Below are 16027 nucleotides of genomic sequence, written 5' to 3' on the forward strand. Positions count from 1 at the left end.
GCGGCACCCTCCCGCGGGTCGGTGACGTCGGCGACGTCAGTGTCCGGGCACGTATCCACGCTTCTTGTCGACCACGTTGGCCAGCGGTCCGCCCGCCGCCCAGCTCTCGAACAACTCCACGAACTGGGCACCCAGTTCGTCCCGCCAGCCGATCGTGTCCCCGCTCATGTGCGGCGAGACGATCAGCTCGGGCACCTCCCACAGGGCGCTGTCCGGTGCGAGGGGCTCGTGGCTCAGCACGTCCAGCGCGGCGCCCGCGATCCGGCGCGCGGTCAGTGCCTCGACCAGGTCGTCCTCGACGACCAGCTGGCCCCGCCCCACGTTCACGAACCGTGCGGAGGGCCGCATCAGCCCGAACCGCCGGGTGTCGAACATGCCGCGCGTGTCGTCGGTGAGCGGCGCCGCCGCCACCACCCAGTCGGCCCCGGCCAGCAGCCGGTCCAGCTCCTCCGTGCCGTGCACACCGGGGCGCGCGGTACGGCCGACCAGCGCGGTGGTGACGCCGAGCGCCTCGAGCGTCCGCGCGACCGCCCGCCCGATCGGGCCGGAGCCCACCACGCAGGCGCGGGTTCCGGCCACCCGCATCGACTCGCGGTGGCGCCAGGTCCGCTCGCCCTGCAACCGCAGCGTGGCCGGCAGATCCTTGGCCATCGCCAGCACGAGCGCGGCGACGTACTCGGCGATCGGCTGGTCGAAGACACCGCGCGCGTTGGTCACCACCGTGTCCGACTCGGCCAGCTCCGGGCACATCAGATGGTCCACACCCGCGCTCGCCGTGTGCACCCAGCCCGGACGCGGACCGCCGCCGGGCCACGCCTCGCGCACCGCGTGCGAGGTGAAGTCCCACACCAGCAGGACGTCGGCGTACGGCAGCCGCTCGGCCAGCGTCGCCGCGTCGGCGTGCTCGACCCGGGCCCGGCCGGTCAGCCGGCCCAGACGGGGGAGCGGCTCGGCGTCCAGGACGAGGAGCGTGGGCACGGGCGGGGACGCGGGCGTGGGTGAGGGCGCGGACGTGGTCATCGGCGGGCCTGTCTCCGGTCGGTGGAAGCGGGGGCGGTTCAGGAGTTGACGGGGGACTTAACCAGCTGTTGACCTGGAGGTGATGCGGGCGGATTGACCACGCTCGCACCGGAACCTACCTTCGTCAACACGGCCGTGCGTAACGGTGCGTTGCCCTCTCCTTCCTCAGTGTGAGGCCGGTGCGTGCCATGGACATCTCCTTTCTCGGCGGACCAGCTCCGCAACGCGGGGTCGGCGTGGTCGCCCCGTTCGACTTCGCACTCGATCGCGAGCTGTGGCGATGGGTGCCCGACGACGTGTCGCTGCACATGACGCGGACCCCCTTCGTCCCCGTCGAGGTCAGTCTGGACCTCGCCCGGATGGTCAGCGAGCACGAGACCCTCGGCGAGGCGGTCCGCACCCTCAACGCCATCGCGCCCCAGGTAGTCGCCTACGCCTGCACCTCGGGGAGCTTCGTCGGCGGTATCGCCGGGGAACGCGCCATGTGCGAGGCGATGACCTGGGCGGGCGCGGTCCCCTCCGTCACCACCTCCGGCGCCCTGCTCGACGCGCTGACCGAGCTGGGCGTACGCCGAGTCGCCCTGGTGACGCCGTACACCGTGTCCGTGACCAGGGCGCTGGAGGCGTACGTCGCCGAGGCCGGCGTCACCATCACCGGCTGCGCCTTCATGGGGCTGACCCGGCACATCTGGAAGGTCCCGTACCGCGACGTGGCCGGCATGGCACGCCAGGCCGTGCCCGCGCCGGGGGCGGCGGACGCCCTGTTCATCTCCTGCACCAACCTGCCCACCTACGACGTCATCCCCCAGCTGGAGGCCGAGCTGCGGATCCCGGTGATCTCGGCCAACCAAGTGACGATGTGGGCGGCGCTGCGCCGACTGGGTACCCCTGCGGTGGGGCCGTACCAGGCGCTGACCGATCCGGCCGCCCGCATCGGCCCCGCGGTGACGGGTGCGGCCGGTCCCGCGGTGGTGGGACCGGCCGGTCCCGTCGACCCCGCGGTAGCGGGCCCGGTCGGACCCGCGGCGGCGGACATGCCGGGCGTCGGTGACGTCCCGGACACGGAACAGCAGCAGGAAGGGTGGACATGACAGCACTGGGATTCCTGTACCCGGGCCACTCCGGCGAGGACGACTATCCACGCATCGAGCAGCTCCTGGGCAGCGACATCCGGGTGGACCTGGTGCACACGGACATCGGCGAGGACGCCCACCGGGTGGACGCGCTGCTCGAGATGGGCTCGCCGCAGCGGCTCGAGGCGGGCGTGGCCGAGCTGCGGCTGGCCGGCGCCGACGCCGTGGTGTGGGCCTGCACCAGCGGCAGCTTCGTGCACGGCTGGGACGGCGCCCACGAACAGGTGCGCGCCCTGGCCCAGGCGGCGGGCCTGCCGGCCTCGTCCACCTCCTTCGCCTTCGTGCACGCGGCCAAGGAGATCGGGGCGCGGCGGGTCTCGGTCGGCGCGACGTATCCGGACGACGTGGCGCGGCTCTTCGCGGACTTCCTGGGCGCCGCCGGCATCGAGGTGGCCGACGTCGTCAGCTCGGGCATCATCACCGCCGCGGAGGTCGGCACCTGGACCGAGGCGGAGGTGCTGGCGCTGGCCCGCGCCGCCGACCGCCCGGACGCCCAGGCGGTGCTCCTCCCGGACACGGCCCTGCACACGGCGGCCCACATCCCGGCCCTGGAGAAGGAGCTGGGCAAGCCGGTCCTCACCGCGAACCAGGTCACCATCTGGGAGGGCCTGCGCCTGGCCGACCGCCGGGTCAACGCCCCCGAGCTGGGCGCGCTGTTCACGCGGGAGCCGGTGGTGCAGGTCTGACGAGGCCCTGGCACGGAAGAACCCCGGTCCCGCGTGAGCGGAACCGGGGTTCTCGTCGAGCGCTGGGCAGGCCTTGCACCTGCATTTCCCCACGGGAAGTGGGGCGTCTTTCCTTGGACCACCAACGCACTGCCTGCCTCGGGAGGTTGGCCTCCGTGATCAGGCAGGATGATCGTACCGCAGCTCCGGACGGGGCGCACATCGAGGGATGTGGAGCCGGGCGAGGTGCCGCTGGCAGGTGAGGTGGAGAAGGCGAAGCGGACGGCCGAGCGGGCCTGGCGGGGTGAGGTGTCCGCGGTGGTGCTCCAGCAGTCGCTGCGGGACGCCGAGGCCGCGTACCGCAACTTCTTTGCGTCCCGCGCGTCCGCCCATGGCCCCAGCCCCCGTCGCGGTGCACCCCGCCCTCTTGCGCGGGCGCGGGACAATGGACGGTGGCCCACTCCACCGGAGTGCCCCCGCGTCCCGGGGAGGGCCGTCGTGACGTACGAGGAGGAGAAGACATGGCGGAGCCCACGCCGCGTCGGCACGAACCGCGGCTACGCCCCGCGCCCCTGCTCTTCGAGCCGGCGGAGGCGGCCGCCGACCCCGAGCACTTCTTCGACCTCGAGTCGATCGACGACCCCCGGGCCCTGCTGGAGCGGGCCACCGAGCTGACCCACGCCTTCCGTGCGGCGGCGGACCGGGCGATGGAGTTCCAGGCGATCGCGGCGGCGCAGCTGGCCGATCCGCGGCGGTTCGACCGGCTGACGACCGCCGACATCGCCGAACGGGCCGAGTGGACCGAGGACTACGCCAAGAAGATGGTGGAGTTCGGACGCGACCTGATGCGCGGGGAACCGGCCGAGTAACCGGGGCGCATATGACAGGGGGCTGGGCAAGATACTCCCTTCCCCGTCGTCGTGTCCCCGTTTCCCGTAACCCCGCGGAGCGACTTCCTCACGCGCGGTAGATATTTGCGGTATGAGCAGCACACGCAACGCCACCCCCCACGTCTCGGACGTCACCTCGGACGGCGCCGCCTGGCTGGCGTCGGCCGGCGCGTACCCGCGCAACACGCTCGCGCGCTGGGAGGAGCGGCCCGAGGTCCCGGTCGTCCTGCCCTGTGGTTCCGCCTTCGACGTGGTGAGCGCTCCCGCGATCTTCGGCCGCCGGATGCTCGACCGGCTGTGGGACGACGGTCCGGGTTCGGGCCCGGTGGCGGAGTTCCGCGGCCGGATGCTGCTGTTCGCCGCGCCGGGCACCGCGCAGCGCCTGCCCTCGCTCCTCGACTGGGAGGAGTGGGGCGCCCGCGGCCGGGAGAGCGGCCGTACGGGCGCGGTCCCGCCGCTGCTGTGCCACGGCGTCGGGGACACGGTGACCGTCCCGGCCCCCGCAGGGCCGCCGCCGCGCTCCGGGTCCCGCTGGCTGGTGGCCCCCGACACCCGCCGGCCCTGGCTGCCCGGCCCGGAGATCCTGCTCTGGGCGGCCGTGCGGGCGGCCCGCGCGGCGGTGCGGATTTCGATTTTTCCTCCCGCCGACCAGGATGCTAAGGTCTACGACGTCAGCAGGCGCCGCTAGCTCAGTTGGTTAGAGCAGCTGACTCTTAATCAGCGGGTCCGGGGTTCGAGTCCCTGGCGGCGCACGTTGGCGATGGCGAGGCGTGTTCGCGGAAAGCGCGAACCTCCTCGCCATCGTTGTTTTGCGCGGCTTCGCCGCGCGTTGTGGGGGCTTCGCCACCCACACCCCCTCGCGCGGTGGCCCGGGGATGCTGGGCTCGCGGGGGTGTCTGCGTGGCCCGGGGATGCTGGGCTCGCGGGGTGTCTGCGTGGCCCGGGGATGGGTGGGTCACCCGGGTGTGATCTGTACGGTCCAGGCGCCCGATTCCGTGCGGCCCTCGACCTCCACCCGTACGCCGTCGCCCGGCACCGTGAAGCTCTCGCCGAGGGCCACCGGGGCGTCGGCGAGCGGGGGGTACACCGAGTCGGCCCAGCAGGCCTCGGTGTCCGGGTGGGCGTCGACCACCTCGACCGGTCCGCCCCCCGACTGCGCCCCGCTGCGCACGCGGTACACCAGCACCCCCGCCCGGCAGGCGGAGGCGTCGTTGCCGACCGGCGTGCGCACCTCGAAGGCGAGCACGCTGCCCGCCCCCGTGCGCACCACCGCCAGCTTCGTCCCCTGCCCGAGGCCGAAGGCCGGCGCGCCGGCGGCACCGGTCACCACCACACCCGGACCCGCCCCCAGCGGCTCCAGCGTCAGCCGGGTCGGCTCGCTGCCCCGCACGCAGGTCACCTGGCGCGGCTGCAGCCAGCCCAGCTTCCACTTGTGCCAGCCGAACAGGTCCGGGGCGAGTCCGAACTGGCTGCCCATGAGGTCCCAGTCGCCGACGTGCGTGTCCCAGTCGCCCTTGCCGTCGACCGGACGGTGGTACAGGTCGGGCAGGTCGAAGACGTGCCCCGTCTCGTGGGCCAGGACCAGCCGGTCCGGCGGATGGTTCTCGAAGACCGTGACGACCCGCCGGATGTCCGTGCCGTCGGCCCGCATCGGGGTGTCCAGGTTGACGACCTTCGTGGCGTCGGAGTCCACCCCGGGCGCGTCCGGGTCCGCGACGAAGTAGACGACGTCGTACCGGGAGAAGTCGACGTGCGGGTCGGCCGCGGCCAGGGCGTCGCGCAGGTAGGCGGCCCGGTGCTCGGGGCTCCAGTCGCGCCTTATGGCGTACGACGTCGACGGGCTCGGCATCCGGATCCAGTCCCGCAGCGGGTGCGGGCGGAGCGTGAAGGCGCCGTAAGAGGCGCGCCGGAAGAAGTCGCCGGTGGCCGGGAAGTGGTCGGCGGCGAGTTCGGCCGGTGCCGTCAGCGGCTGGGAGTCGGGGAAGGACAGAAACACCATCACCGCGTCCAGGGCGCGGGCCGGCCGCGGGTACGTGGCGTTCCAGGTGTCCAGGCCCTCGGAGTGGTGCACGTCGGTGCGCTGGAGCGCGCAGGGATCCGGGGAGAAGGGCTCGGCGACCGATGGGGCGGTGATCAGGGAGGTCGCGGCGAGCGCCGACATCGTGGTGCACACCGCGGCGGTGCTGCGCAGCCTGGTCCTGGTAGCCCGCGCCGCCCCCGCCGCCCGCGCCGTCCGGCGGCCCGCACCGAGCCCCGTGCCCGCCTCCCGGGGAAGTCGCCTCAGGGGGAGCTGGCGCGGCACATGGACCTCCGGGCGCGGTTGACGGGACACCGCACCCAGCTTGTGCATGATTGTCGTATTACGACCTGTTCGCCTGCACCGGATGGGTGAGCCGGCCGGGATTTCGCCGGAGTTCTCCCGGCCGACATCCCGAAGACACTCACGGAACGTCACAACTGGTCGGAGGGGTGACGGACCCGTCCAGGTGTGAGCAGAAACGATCTGTCAGAGGGGTCGCTCGGTCCGGAGCGCGGAACGGCGGCTGGAAGGGCCCGGTGTCAGCCTCTATGATCGGCACACTTTCCTGCACGAACAGAGCACGAACAGAGATCGAGGCACTGCGGGAGCGAGCGGTGAACGGAACCTCCGAAGGGCCGGCGCCCGCGGCAGACCTCGGCCCGTCGGTCATCACAGAACGTGACAACGGTCTGGCTCCTCGTACCGGGCGTACGGAGCCCCCGGCCTACCGGTCGGTGTTCACCACGGCCCCGCTCGCCATGGCCGTCGTCGACGCCGAGGGCCTGGTCGTCAGCGCCAACGACTCCCTGGGCACCCTCCTCGGCACCGACCCGGCCGCGCTGGCCGGCTGCGTGGCGGCCGACCTCGTCGACCTCGCCTCCGACGCCGGCACCTGGCACGCCTACCGCGAGGTGCTGCGGGGGCACCGGCCCCGGCTGCGCTGCACCAGACGGCTCAAGCGGGCCGACGGGCACTCCCTGTGGGCGCAGGTCACGGTCGAACCACTGGCCGATTCCGGGGACTCCGGGGGCGGGGACACCCCGGGCCTGCTGCTCTCCGTCGCCGACGTCAGCGCCCGGCGCGAACTCCAGGCCCGGCTGCGCCACCTCCAGATGCACGACCCGGTGACCCGGCTGCCCAACCGGGCCCTGTTCTTCGAACGCCTGACGGCCGCGCTGGAGGCGGAGTCGTACGAGAACGGCGGCACCGGCCGGATCGGCGTGTGCTACCTGGACCTGGACGGCTTCAAGGCCGTCAACGACACCCACGGCCACCGCGTCGGCGACCGACTGCTTGCCGCCGTGGCCGAACGGCTGACGCGGTGCGCGGAGGAGGCCGCCCACGCCCGGTCCGGCGCGCCCCTGGTGGCCCGGCTCGGCGGCGACGAGTTCGCCCTCCTGGTGGAGGACTCCACCGGCACCGACCAGCTCGCCGACCTGGCCGGAGCGGTCCTCGCGGCCCTCCAGCCGCCCTTCGAGCTCGCCGACCGCCGCCTGTCGGTCACCGCCTCGGTCGGCGTCGTCGAACGCCATACCGCCGGCACCACCCCCACCGCCCTGATGCAGGCCGCCGACACCACCCTGTACTGGGCCAAGGCGGACGGCCGGGCCCGCTGGACCCTTTTCGACCCCGAGCGCAACGCCAGCCGCATGACCCGCCAGGCGCTGGCCGCCACCCTCCGCCCCGCCATCGAACGCGGCGAGTTCGCCCTCGAGTACCAGCCGCTGGTCGGCATGGAGGACGGCCGGGTGCGGGGCGTCGAGGCGCTCATCCGCTGGAATCATCCTCAGTTCGGCGTACTGGCGCCGAATCGGTTCATCGCACTGGCGGAGGAGGATGGCTCGATCGTTCCCCTCGGCCGCTGGATCCTGCGCACCGCCTGCCACCAGGCCCGCCGCTGGCAGCTGGACCACCCGGACGAGCCGCCGATCTTCGTCAGCGTCAACGTGGCGGTCCGCCAGGTCTGGGACTCCGACCTGGTGGCGGACGTCGCCCACACCCTGGAGGAGACGGGCCTGGCCCCGGAGCTGCTCCAGCTGGAGCTGACGGAGTCGGCGGTGATGGGCTCGGCCGGGCGCCCGCTCCAGGTCCTCAAGGCGCTCAGCGACATGGGCGTCCACATCGCCATCGACGACTTCGGCACCGGCTACTCGAACCTGGCCTACCTCAGCCGGCTGCCGGTCTCGGTACTGAAGCTGGACGGCGCGTTCGTACGGGGCTTCCAGTACGACGCCGTGTCCGAGGCCGCTGCCTCCGGCGCCGGTGCTTCGCAGTCCGCCGGTGCCGGGGTCGCCAACCCGGCCGACGAGGTCATCGTCGAGGCGATGGTCCAGCTCGCCCACCGCCTCGGCCTGACCGTCACCGCCGAGTGCGTGGAGACCTCCGACCAGGCGACCCGCCTGCGCCGCATCGGCTGCGACACCGGCCAGGGCTGGCTCTACTCCCGGCCGGTGGCGCCGGACCGCATCTCCGCGCTGCTGGGCCACGCGGGACCCGGCGGCCCCGCCGGGGTTCAGGCAGGCGTCGGCAACCCGTAGGCGTCGGCGATCAGTTCGTAGGAGCGCAGCCGTACGTCGCCGCCGTGGGCGTTGGCGGTGAGCATCAGCTCGTCGGCGCCGGTGCGCTTGTGCAGGTCGTCGAGGCCGGCGCGGACCTCGTCGGCGGTCCCGTGGATGACGTTGGAGTTCCAGGACTGCACGAACTCCTGCTCCATCGGGCTGAAGTCGTACGCCTCGGCCTCCTCCGGCGTCGGCACGAGCCCCGGGCGGCCGGTGCGCAGCCGGACCATGTTCAGCGCGGCCGCCAGCACCTGCCGACGCGCCTCCTTCTCGTCGTCGGTCGCGAGCGCGGCGACGCCGATGAGGGCGTAGGGGGCGTCCAGGACGGCGGAGGGCCGGAAGGACTCGCGGTACAGGTCGAGCGCCGGGATCGTGTTCTGCGCCGAGAAGTGGTGGGCGAAGGCGAACGGCAGCCCGAGGGTGCCGGCCAGCCGCGCGCTGAACCCGGAGGAGCCGAGCAGCCACACCGGCGGCCGGTGCGCCGACTGCACGCCCCCGGGCGAGGTGGCCTGCACGGGCCCCGGCACGGCGTGGATACGGCCGTACGGGTGCCCGTCCGGGAAGTCGTCGTCCAGGAACCGGATCAGCTCGGCGAGCTGCTGCGGGAAGTCGTCGGCGCCTTCGTTCAGCCGGTCGGTGCGGCGCAGGGCGGCGGCGGTGGCCCCGTCCGTGCCGGGCGCCCGGCCGAGACCGAGATCCACCCGCCCCGGCGCCATGGCCTCCAGCGTCCCGAACTGCTCCGCGATGACGAGCGGCGCGTGGTTGGGCAGCATGACGCCGCCGGACCCGAGCCGGATGCGGTCGGTGTGGGCCGCCAGGTGGGCGAGGATCACCGCGGGGGAGGAGGAGGCGACGCCGGGCATCGAGTGGTGCTCGGCGACCCAGTACCGGTGGAACCCGCGGGCCTCGGCGAGCCGCGCGATGTCCACGCTGGTCCGCAGGGCGTCGGTGGCGGTCCGACCGGCGCCGACGGTCACCAGGTCCAGCACGGAGAGGGGGACGGGAGCGGTGCCGTGGGCGGTGCCCCGGATCTCCTCTGCGGCGTCTGCGGGCATGGTGGGGTGCCTCCTGTGGTCGACGTAGGACTTACGCGTGTCGCTTCGCGTCGTAACAGGAGGGGGTCTCCGGTTATTCCCGGGCGGGGTCCTTCAGGGCGGCGAGGAAGGCGGTGAAGGCGGGGGCGGGGAAGGTGAGCACGGCTCGGGCGGGGGCCTTGGAGTCGCGGACGGCTATGTGGGGGTGGTCGAGGGCGACCTCTACGCAGTCGTTGCCTTCACCGCCGCCGGAGTAGGAAGACTTCTGCCACTGGATGGGGGCGGACATGGTTTCCCTCACAGCTCCTTGGTCAGACCGTGGATGAGGTCGCGGGATGCCTCCGCAGAGAGCGACTGGTCCCTCACCCTACGAAAGAGCCGTCGGAAGTGGACTAGTTGGGCCTCGGAATCGAGGAAGACCGTGCCGTGCGGAGCGTCGCGCACCACCGTGTCCAGGCGGGGCACAGCTCCGCCCACGTGCACCATGGCGCTGCCCGCTCCCGCGAAGTCGTCCAGCGCGAACGGGATGACGCGTACGGTGACGTGCTCGGCCTCGGACATCTCCAGGATGCGGGCCAACTGCGCCCGGGTCGAGGCGCGGCCGGCCACCTTGATCCTTAGCGCTGCCTGGTCAGTGGATCACGCGGTGGCGGAGGTAGGTGACGCGGGAGCCGAAGGTGCGGTTCTCGACGAGTTCGAGGTTCACCCGGCGTCCGTGGTGGGGGAAGTACGGGGTGCCGCCGCCGGTCAGTACCGGGTGGACCATGGCCCGGTACTCGTCGATCAGGTCGGACGCGGCGGCCTCGGCGGCGAGGGTCGCGCCGCCGATGGCGATGTCGCCCTCGCCGGGCTCGGCCCGCAGGCGCTCGATCTCCTCCGCCAGGGTGCCGGAGGCCAGGCGGGTGTTGGTGCCCCGCACCGTCGACAGCGTCCTGGAGAACACCACCTTCGGCAGCGCCTTCCACAGCTCGGCCCACTCGAGCTCCGCGGCGGCGAGCGACTCGTCCTGGTCGGCGGTCTCCCAGTACAGCATCGTCTCGTACAGCCGCCGCCCGAGGAGATGGACGCCGGTCTGCCGCAGCTCGTCGGTGAAGTGGCGGAAGACCTCCTCGTCCGGGTCCCCCCAGTCGAAGGCGCCGTCCGGGTCGACGATGTGGCCGTCGAGGGACGTGTTCATCGAATAGGTCACCCTGCGCATCGGAAGGCCTCCTCGGTAGCCGTTCGGTTCGACAGTACGGCCGCCGGGCGGGCGGCCGCAGCAGGTGCCGGAAGTGCGGCGCGCGCCGCGTTTCCGCCGAGGACTTGCCCGGATCGGCGATCAGGCGGCGATGTGGTTCTGCGAGCCGGTCCGCGGTGGTGCGGGGCTCGCGGCCGAGGAGTTCGGTCAGCAGAGGGCCGGCTTCGGCGGAGCAGCCCGCGCGGGCCGCCTGATACCAGGTCAGCATGAGCCGGGCCATCGGCTCCGGCACACCGGTCGTGGCGTCCTGATGGGCTGAGGCGGCAGCGCGTCAGGTCCGCCAGGCCACCCGGTGCTCCGCGAGATGCGCCAGTACCGCGTGATTCGCCTCCCAGCCGTCAGGAAACTTCACCAGCGTGCCCAGCTGGACCGGCTCCGTCGACGGATAGTCGTCCAGCAGCTCGCCCACCCCCGCGCGGCAGACCACGATGCACGCGTGCCGGTGCCGGGAGGCCAGGACGCACAGGCGGCCGGTCTCCAGGTGGAAGGCGGTGGCGTCGGGGCGGCCGGAGAGGGGGTGCAGGACGACCGTGACGTCGTACTCGCGGCCCTGGAGGCGGTTGGCCGTGTCGACGGTCACCTCGGTCACCCCGAGGTCGGCCAGCGCCGCACGGATCGCGGACGCCTGGTCCCGGTGCGCGGTGCCGACGGCGATGCGGGCGGCGGTCAGGGGAGCGGGGTCCGGGGAGCGTTCCGACGTGGCGCCGCCCTCCCGGTCCAGGAGGCGCCGGACCACCGCGGCCACCGCCCGCACCGCCTCCGGGTCGGTGCGCGGGGTGTGCCGGGCCGGAAGCTCCAGCAGGCCCCAGCCGGAGGCGGCCGCCTCGTCGATCACCCGGTCGGGGCCCGAGCCGTCCGACGGCACGGCGAAGGCCAGGCTCCGGTCGCCGTGGTCCGTGCCGCTGCGGAAGGGCGTGTACGGGTAGAAGGCGTCGGAGACCAGGCGGGCCGCCGACGCCGGGAGACGCCAGGAGACCGGGAGGCGGTGCTGGGGGAGGTCCGGGTTGTGGGCGAGGAGGGTCGTCACGGCGGAGGACGACGGGTCGTAGGCCAGGCCCGCCCACTGCTCGCTGCCCACCGTCGCGAACGGGTCCAGCTGGCCCGGGTCGCCCACGAACAGCGCCCGCTCGAAGAGTCCGGCGACCGCGAGCAGGGAGTCCGAGCGCATCTGGTACGCCTCGTCGACGATCGCGTGCCGCCACGGCTCGTCCACCTTGACGTGCGCCCACTTCGCCGCCGTCGACAGGACGACGGCCAGCCCGGCGAGGTCGCCGGCCTTGGCCGACTTGCGGACGTTCTCCAGCCCGTCGAGCGCCTTGTCGTACGGGTCGGCGTCACTGCTGTGCAGGCGGCCCACCGGGAGGTCCGGGTTCTTCTCGGCCAGGCGCAGCACCAGGTCGTCCACCTGGGCGTTGGTCTGCGCCACCACCATCAGGGGGCGGCCCGCCTCGGCCAGCTCCAGCGCGGCCCGCACCACGAGCGTGGACTTCCCGGCGCCGGGCGGGGAGTCGACGACGACACCGCGCTCCGTGCCGTGCAGGGTGTCGTGGAGGATCGCCGCGGTGGCGCGGGCCGCCTCGGCGCCCGGGTCGAAGGCGGCGCCGGCGGACGGGGCGAGGGCCTCGGCGGCGGACGGGGCGAAGGCCTCGGCGGTCACAGGACGTCCTCCTCGGTCTGGGCGTCGGCGGCCTCCGGCACGGCGGCCGCCTCACCGGGCGGGCCGCCGTGCGTCCACGGGGTCTGCTCGGGGTCGGGGAGCTTCGCGCCGCCCCGCTGCTCGTGCTCGAAGAGGGTGAAGCAGAGCAGGTCGCCCTTCTCCGGCACCGAACCGGCCTCGGGCTCCTTGCCGCGGCCCATCTTGTCCATGATCCGCAGGACCAGCGTCCCGTCGTCGGGGCCGTCGTCCGAGGACGCCGGGCCGACGTACTCCGCCGTCTGCGGCCTGCCGCCCAGCGAGCGGTAGACCTTCACCCGCTCGCCCAGGTGCGGGCGGTCGTCCGTGCGGACCGTGACCAGCGGACGCGGGCTGGGTCGCTTGCTCTCGCTGTACGCCATCACCACGTCGACGACCTCGCCCGCGAACGCCTCCCCGGACAGCCGCCGCCCCGCCATCACCAGCGGATCGTCCAGCGCCTCCTGGGCCTCCAGGCGGGCCTGCTCGCGCTCACGGGTGGCCAGCTTGTTCGCCGCCGTCACGGCGTCGTCGCGGCGCGGCTGCGGGGGCTCGCCGGCCAGGATGCGGTCGCGGTGGGAGGTGAACGACCAGCGGTCGCGGGTCCAGCGCTCCTCGGCGTGCGCCCCCTCGGGCAGCTCGCGCAGCAGGTCCAGGCCCCGCCACACCGCGTCCCAGGTGGGCCGGGTACGGCTCTCGACCAGGGCGCGGATCTCCCGCTCGGCGGCCGTGAGCGCGCCGAGCCGGTCGTCGGCCTCCAGACCGTCCTCGGCGGCGGCCAGCGCGGTGCGGGCGCGGTCGTAGCGCTCGATGGCGGGGGCGAGCAGCTTGTTGTCGAAGGCCGGGTCGGTCGCCGGACCCGCGGGCGGGCACAGCAGCTGGCCGTCGGCGTCGCGGGCCAGCTCGGCGCGGCGGGCGGCCTCGGCGCCGGTCAGGGCGGGGTCCTGTGAGACCTCCGGCGCGATCCACGCGAGCAGGGCCCCCAGGTGCTGGTCCTCCAGCGTGGACTGCCCCGTCGCCCAGTGCCGGCCCAGCAGGTCGGTCATGGCGAGGAGGAGGGAGGAACCGGGTACGCGGGCCCGCTCGCCGTAGTGGGTCAGCCACCGGCCGAGCAGCGGCACCCGGGGCGGTGCGGGGTGCGGGGTCTCCGGGTCCTGCTCCGCCGTACGCCGAAAGCGCATGGACCGGCCGAGCAGCCGTACGAAGTCGATGCCCGCGCGGCTCGGCACGACCAGCTGCGCCGCGTCCGCGCAGAGGTCGACCTCGACCTTGACCCGCTTGCCCGTCTCCGGGTCGGTCTCGGTGCGCTCGGCGGCCTCGACGCTCTCCGCGTACGCCTCGACGTGCGGCAGCACGATGTCCGCCAGCTCGGCCAGGAACGCGAAGCGCAGGTCGCGGTCGCGGGGCTGCGGCACGACCAGCAGATGCGGCGCGTCCCGGTCGGTGCCGACCAGCGCGCCGAGCGGGGCCCCGGCCTCACCGGCGGTGGTCAGCGGCACGAAGACCAGCGGACGGTCGGACAGGTGCCGGTGCCGGACGGTGGCGGCGGGCTGGGCGCGGCCGGTGTGCACGGCCTCCAGCCGGGCGAGCGTGGTGATCAGCGACACGCGGACACCCCGCCGACCTCGAAGCCGCTACCGTCGCCCGCTGCCCCGCCGGTCCCCGCGCCGGCCGTCGCGAGCGCCTCCGCGCGCAGCCGGGCCGCCCTGCGCAGCGCGGCCACCGCCGGGTCGTCCGGGTCGCCGGCCTCCCCGCGGGCCGCGGCCAGCACGTCCTCGACCGTCGAAAGACCGCCCAGCTCGGCCCGGACCGGGCGGCCCAGGCAGGTCACCGCGCCGGCCTCGCGGGACCGGGCGCGGCAGTGGAAGGCCAGCTCGCACGCGGACAGGCACTCGGGCGCGTACGCCGCCGGGACCGCCTCGACCGCCGCCGCCAGCTCCTCGGCCGGCAGCTCGGGGGAGAAGCAGACGCCCTCCGGGAGCGCGTCGGCGATCTCCTCGATGCCGGTCAGCCGGGCCAGCTGGCGGTCGGTGACGGCGCGCTGCTTGCGCACGTCGACGGCGGACGCGGTGGGCAGGTTGGAGAAGTCCTTGGGGCAGACCAGCAGGACGCGGTGGCGCACACGCGGGGCGGGATCGAGCCGGGCGGCGACCCGCTCCAGGGCCAGCACGTACACCGCGGCCTGCCGTGCGGCGGCGCCGACCTTCGCCGGGTCGGCGGAGCCGTCCAGCATGGGGAAGGACTTGATCTCGACGACCGTCCAGCTGCCGTCCGGATGCACCACCACGGCGTCCGGCTCCAGGAAGGCGGGGGAACCGGCGACCTCCAGGGCGAGCATCGGGTGGTCGAGCAGCGTCCACGCGCCAGGGGTGCCGGTGGCCTCGCGCAAGGCCAGCGACGTCCGCGCCGCACGCCCCTCGGGGCCGGTCGCGGACAGGTCGGGCACCTCCACCCGGGCCTCGGCGGGCGGCTCGGCGCCCCGGTCCAGCTTCTCGTGCACGAGCCGCAGCAGCTCGGCGCCGCCGTCCGCCTTGACCTTCGCCTCGAAGGCGTTGCCCCGCGTGAAGGCGAACTGCGACTGCCCGAAGACCGACGGCGAGCCCAGCGCACTCGCCAGGGAGCCCTTGTCCACCCCGGCGCCGTCGAGGATCGCCCGCCGACGGCACCCCGGGTTGGCGGCGAGGGCGGCCAGGGCACGCGCGTCCAGCGCCTTGGCCGGTACGTCGGGACCGCGCAGCTCAGCGAGCCGGTGCCGGAGTCTCGTCCCCCGCGTCCGAGGGGGCGGGGTCCGGCTCGGCTCCCGCTCCGAACCGCTGCTCGCGCTGCCGTGGAAATCGCTCACCCGCGGAAGTCTGGCATCCACCACTGACATTCGCGGAACCCGCGCCGTCCGCGGCCGGGACGGAGGCGGTCGCAGGGGCGGTCGCGGCAGCAGCCGCGGAGCCGGTCGCGGCCGGTGCGAAGCGGGCCGGGAGCCTGGTCCGCACCAGCTGCGCGGTCCGCAGCACGAACGGCGTCAGCAACAGTCCCGCGCCCATCACGGCCGCGCCGGCGACCGCGTCGAGGAAGTAGTGGTTGGCGGTGCCCATCACCACGATCGTGGTCACCAGCGGGTAGACGACACCGGCCGCCTTCGCCGTGCGGGTGCCGCCGTGGCGCCACAGCATCACCCCGCACCACAGCGCCCAGCCCACGTGCAGGCTCGGCATCGCCGCGTACTGGTTCGTCATCCCGCCCAGGCCGCGCGGCGCGCTCGCCTCGCCGCCCCACCAGCCGTACGAGCTGTACTGGGCCATCGTGTCGACGAAGCCGTGAGAGGCGTCCAGCAGCCTGGGCGGGCAGGTCGGCAGCAGCGTGAAGCCGATGAGCCCGATGAACGTGGACGTCATCAGCCAGGTACGGGCGGCCCGGTAGCGCACCGCGCGGGAGCGGAAGAGCCAGACCAGGATCGCCGGGGTGACCAGGTAGTGCAGCGACGCGTACCAGAAGTCCGCCGGGACGCCGATCCAGGGCTCACTGGTGAAGAGGCGGTTGAGGGGGTGCTCCGCGTTGAGGAAGAGCGCCTTCTCGATGTCCAGGATGGCCAGGCCGTGGTCGACGGCATCGGCGACGTCGCCCCGCACGAGCAGGCGCCCGGCGCTGTAACAGGCGTACACGAGGAGGATGAGCGGCAGCTCGGTCCACCAGCGCAGCCGAGTCTTCGGGGCCGCCTCCGTGCCCGGTGTCTCGGTGTGCGGCAATCCGATCGCCCTCCCCCTTCTCACTTCTCGTTCACTCGTGCGCCCGGACGGACACGGG

The 16027-nt window shown here is 73.8% G+C and carries 14 protein-coding genes, 1 tRNA gene and 1 pseudogene; 6 read left to right on the forward strand and 10 right to left on the reverse strand.

The window, feature by feature from the left end; all coding sequences use genetic code 11:
- Positions 1-36 precede the first annotated feature (36 nt).
- Positions 37-1020 carry a D-2-hydroxyacid dehydrogenase gene (locus tag ABS735_RS03710; RefSeq protein ID WP_373899948.1) on the reverse strand — a complete coding sequence of 328 codons (984 nt, stop codon included), beginning with the start codon at positions 1018-1020 and terminating at the stop codon, positions 37-39.
- Between the two features lie 188 nt (positions 1021-1208).
- Between ABS735_RS03710 and ABS735_RS03715 the strand changes: the two genes are divergently transcribed.
- The 5 genes from ABS735_RS03715 to ABS735_RS03735 all read left to right on the forward strand — a co-directional run bounded on the left by ABS735_RS03715 (position 1209) and on the right by ABS735_RS03735 (position 4460).
- On the forward strand, positions 1209-2111 hold the full coding sequence (locus ABS735_RS03715) for a maleate cis-trans isomerase family protein (protein WP_373899949.1): 903 nt from the start codon (positions 1209-1211) through the stop codon (positions 2109-2111).
- Positions 2108-2839 carry a maleate cis-trans isomerase family protein gene (locus tag ABS735_RS03720; RefSeq protein ID WP_373899950.1) on the forward strand — a complete coding sequence of 244 codons (732 nt, stop codon included), beginning with the start codon at positions 2108-2110 and terminating at the stop codon, positions 2837-2839. The genes ABS735_RS03715 and ABS735_RS03720 overlap by 4 nt, the downstream gene beginning before the upstream one ends.
- A 500-nt stretch (positions 2840-3339) precedes the next feature.
- Entirely contained in the window at positions 3340-3687 is a 348-nt protein-coding gene (locus ABS735_RS03725) for a hypothetical protein (RefSeq protein WP_102927141.1), read from the forward strand.
- Between the two features lie 112 nt (positions 3688-3799).
- Complete coding sequence (locus ABS735_RS03730; protein ID WP_373899951.1) at positions 3800-4396, forward strand: hypothetical protein; 597 nt, start codon at positions 3800-3802, stop codon at positions 4394-4396.
- A tRNA-Lys gene (locus ABS735_RS03735) sits at positions 4387-4460 on the forward strand. The genes ABS735_RS03730 and ABS735_RS03735 overlap by 10 nt, the downstream gene beginning before the upstream one ends.
- A gap of 203 nt (positions 4461-4663) precedes the next feature.
- Here the strand turns inward: ABS735_RS03735 and ABS735_RS03740 are convergent.
- Entirely contained in the window at positions 4664-6058 is a 1395-nt protein-coding gene (locus ABS735_RS03740; RefSeq protein ID WP_373899952.1) for a M6 family metalloprotease domain-containing protein, read from the reverse strand.
- A 284-nt stretch (positions 6059-6342) separates the two neighbouring features.
- Between ABS735_RS03740 and ABS735_RS03745 the strand changes: the two genes are divergently transcribed.
- Complete coding sequence (locus ABS735_RS03745) at positions 6343-8265, forward strand: putative bifunctional diguanylate cyclase/phosphodiesterase (RefSeq protein WP_373899953.1); 1923 nt, start codon at positions 6343-6345, stop codon at positions 8263-8265.
- Here the strand turns inward: ABS735_RS03745 and ABS735_RS03750 are convergent.
- From ABS735_RS03750 to ABS735_RS03785, 8 genes and pseudogenes are all read right to left on the reverse strand, one after another.
- A complete protein-coding gene (locus tag ABS735_RS03750; protein ID WP_373899954.1) occupies positions 8241-9341 on the reverse strand; it encodes an LLM class flavin-dependent oxidoreductase in 1101 nt (366 codons plus the stop codon). The genes ABS735_RS03745 and ABS735_RS03750 overlap by 25 nt on opposite strands.
- A 73-nt stretch (positions 9342-9414) precedes the next feature.
- The gene (locus ABS735_RS03755; RefSeq protein ID WP_373899955.1) at positions 9415-9609 is read right to left on the reverse strand and encodes a DUF397 domain-containing protein; all 195 of its coding nucleotides are present in this window, start codon (positions 9607-9609) and stop codon (positions 9415-9417) included.
- Between the two features lie 8 nt (positions 9610-9617).
- A pseudogene (locus ABS735_RS03760) lies at positions 9618-9950 on the reverse strand (Scr1 family TA system antitoxin-like transcriptional regulator); the annotation flags it as partial.
- A 1-nt stretch (position 9951) separates the two neighbouring features.
- Entirely contained in the window at positions 9952-10518 is a 567-nt protein-coding gene (locus ABS735_RS03765) for a dihydrofolate reductase family protein (RefSeq protein ID WP_373899956.1), read from the reverse strand.
- Positions 10519-10828: 310 nt separating this feature from the next.
- The gene (locus ABS735_RS03770; protein WP_373899957.1) at positions 10829-12214 is read right to left on the reverse strand and encodes an AAA domain-containing protein; all 1386 of its coding nucleotides are present in this window, start codon (positions 12212-12214) and stop codon (positions 10829-10831) included.
- Positions 12211-13836: a hypothetical protein gene (locus ABS735_RS03775; RefSeq protein WP_373899958.1), complete on the reverse strand. Its 1626-nt coding sequence runs from the start codon at positions 13834-13836 to the stop codon at positions 12211-12213. The genes ABS735_RS03770 and ABS735_RS03775 overlap by 4 nt, the downstream gene beginning before the upstream one ends.
- A complete protein-coding gene (locus tag ABS735_RS03780; protein WP_373899959.1) occupies positions 13827-15071 on the reverse strand; it encodes a hypothetical protein in 1245 nt (414 codons plus the stop codon). Before ABS735_RS03780 ends, ABS735_RS03775 begins: the two co-directional genes overlap by 10 nt.
- Positions 14968-15969 carry a phosphatase PAP2 family protein gene (locus ABS735_RS03785; protein WP_373899960.1) on the reverse strand — a complete coding sequence of 334 codons (1002 nt, stop codon included), beginning with the start codon at positions 15967-15969 and terminating at the stop codon, positions 14968-14970. The genes ABS735_RS03780 and ABS735_RS03785 overlap by 104 nt, the downstream gene beginning before the upstream one ends.
- Between the last annotated feature and the right edge of the window lie 58 nt (positions 15970-16027).

It is taken from the genome of Streptomyces sp. MMCC 100 (genome assembly GCF_041538145.2).
Classification (GTDB): Bacteria; Actinomycetota; Actinomycetes; order Streptomycetales; family Streptomycetaceae; genus Streptomyces.

Bases quoted from the DNA above. Each gene is read 5' to 3' on its own strand.
- ABS735_RS03730 (WP_373899951.1), top strand. From the start codon at position 3,800: ATGAGCAGCACACGCAACGCCACCCCCCACGTCTCGGACGTCACCTCG.
- ABS735_RS03755 (WP_373899955.1), bottom strand. From the start codon at position 9,609: ATGTCCGCCCCCATCCAGTGGCAGAAGTCTTCCTACTCCGGCGGCGGT.
- ABS735_RS03725 (WP_102927141.1), top strand. From the start codon at position 3,340: ATGGCGGAGCCCACGCCGCGTCGGCACGAACCGCGGCTACGCCCCGCG.
- ABS735_RS03710 (WP_373899948.1), bottom strand. From the start codon at position 1,020: ATGACCACGTCCGCGCCCTCACCCACGCCCGCGTCCCCGCCCGTGCCC.
- ABS735_RS03765 (WP_373899956.1), bottom strand. From the start codon at position 10,518: ATGCGCAGGGTGACCTATTCGATGAACACGTCCCTCGACGGCCACATC.
- ABS735_RS03720 (WP_373899950.1), top strand. From the start codon at position 2,108: ATGACAGCACTGGGATTCCTGTACCCGGGCCACTCCGGCGAGGACGAC.
- ABS735_RS03750 (WP_373899954.1), bottom strand. From the start codon at position 9,341: ATGCCCGCAGACGCCGCAGAGGAGATCCGGGGCACCGCCCACGGCACC.
- ABS735_RS03715 (WP_373899949.1), top strand. From the start codon at position 1,209: ATGGACATCTCCTTTCTCGGCGGACCAGCTCCGCAACGCGGGGTCGGC.
- ABS735_RS03740 (WP_373899952.1), bottom strand. From the start codon at position 6,058: ATGCACAAGCTGGGTGCGGTGTCCCGTCAACCGCGCCCGGAGGTCCAT.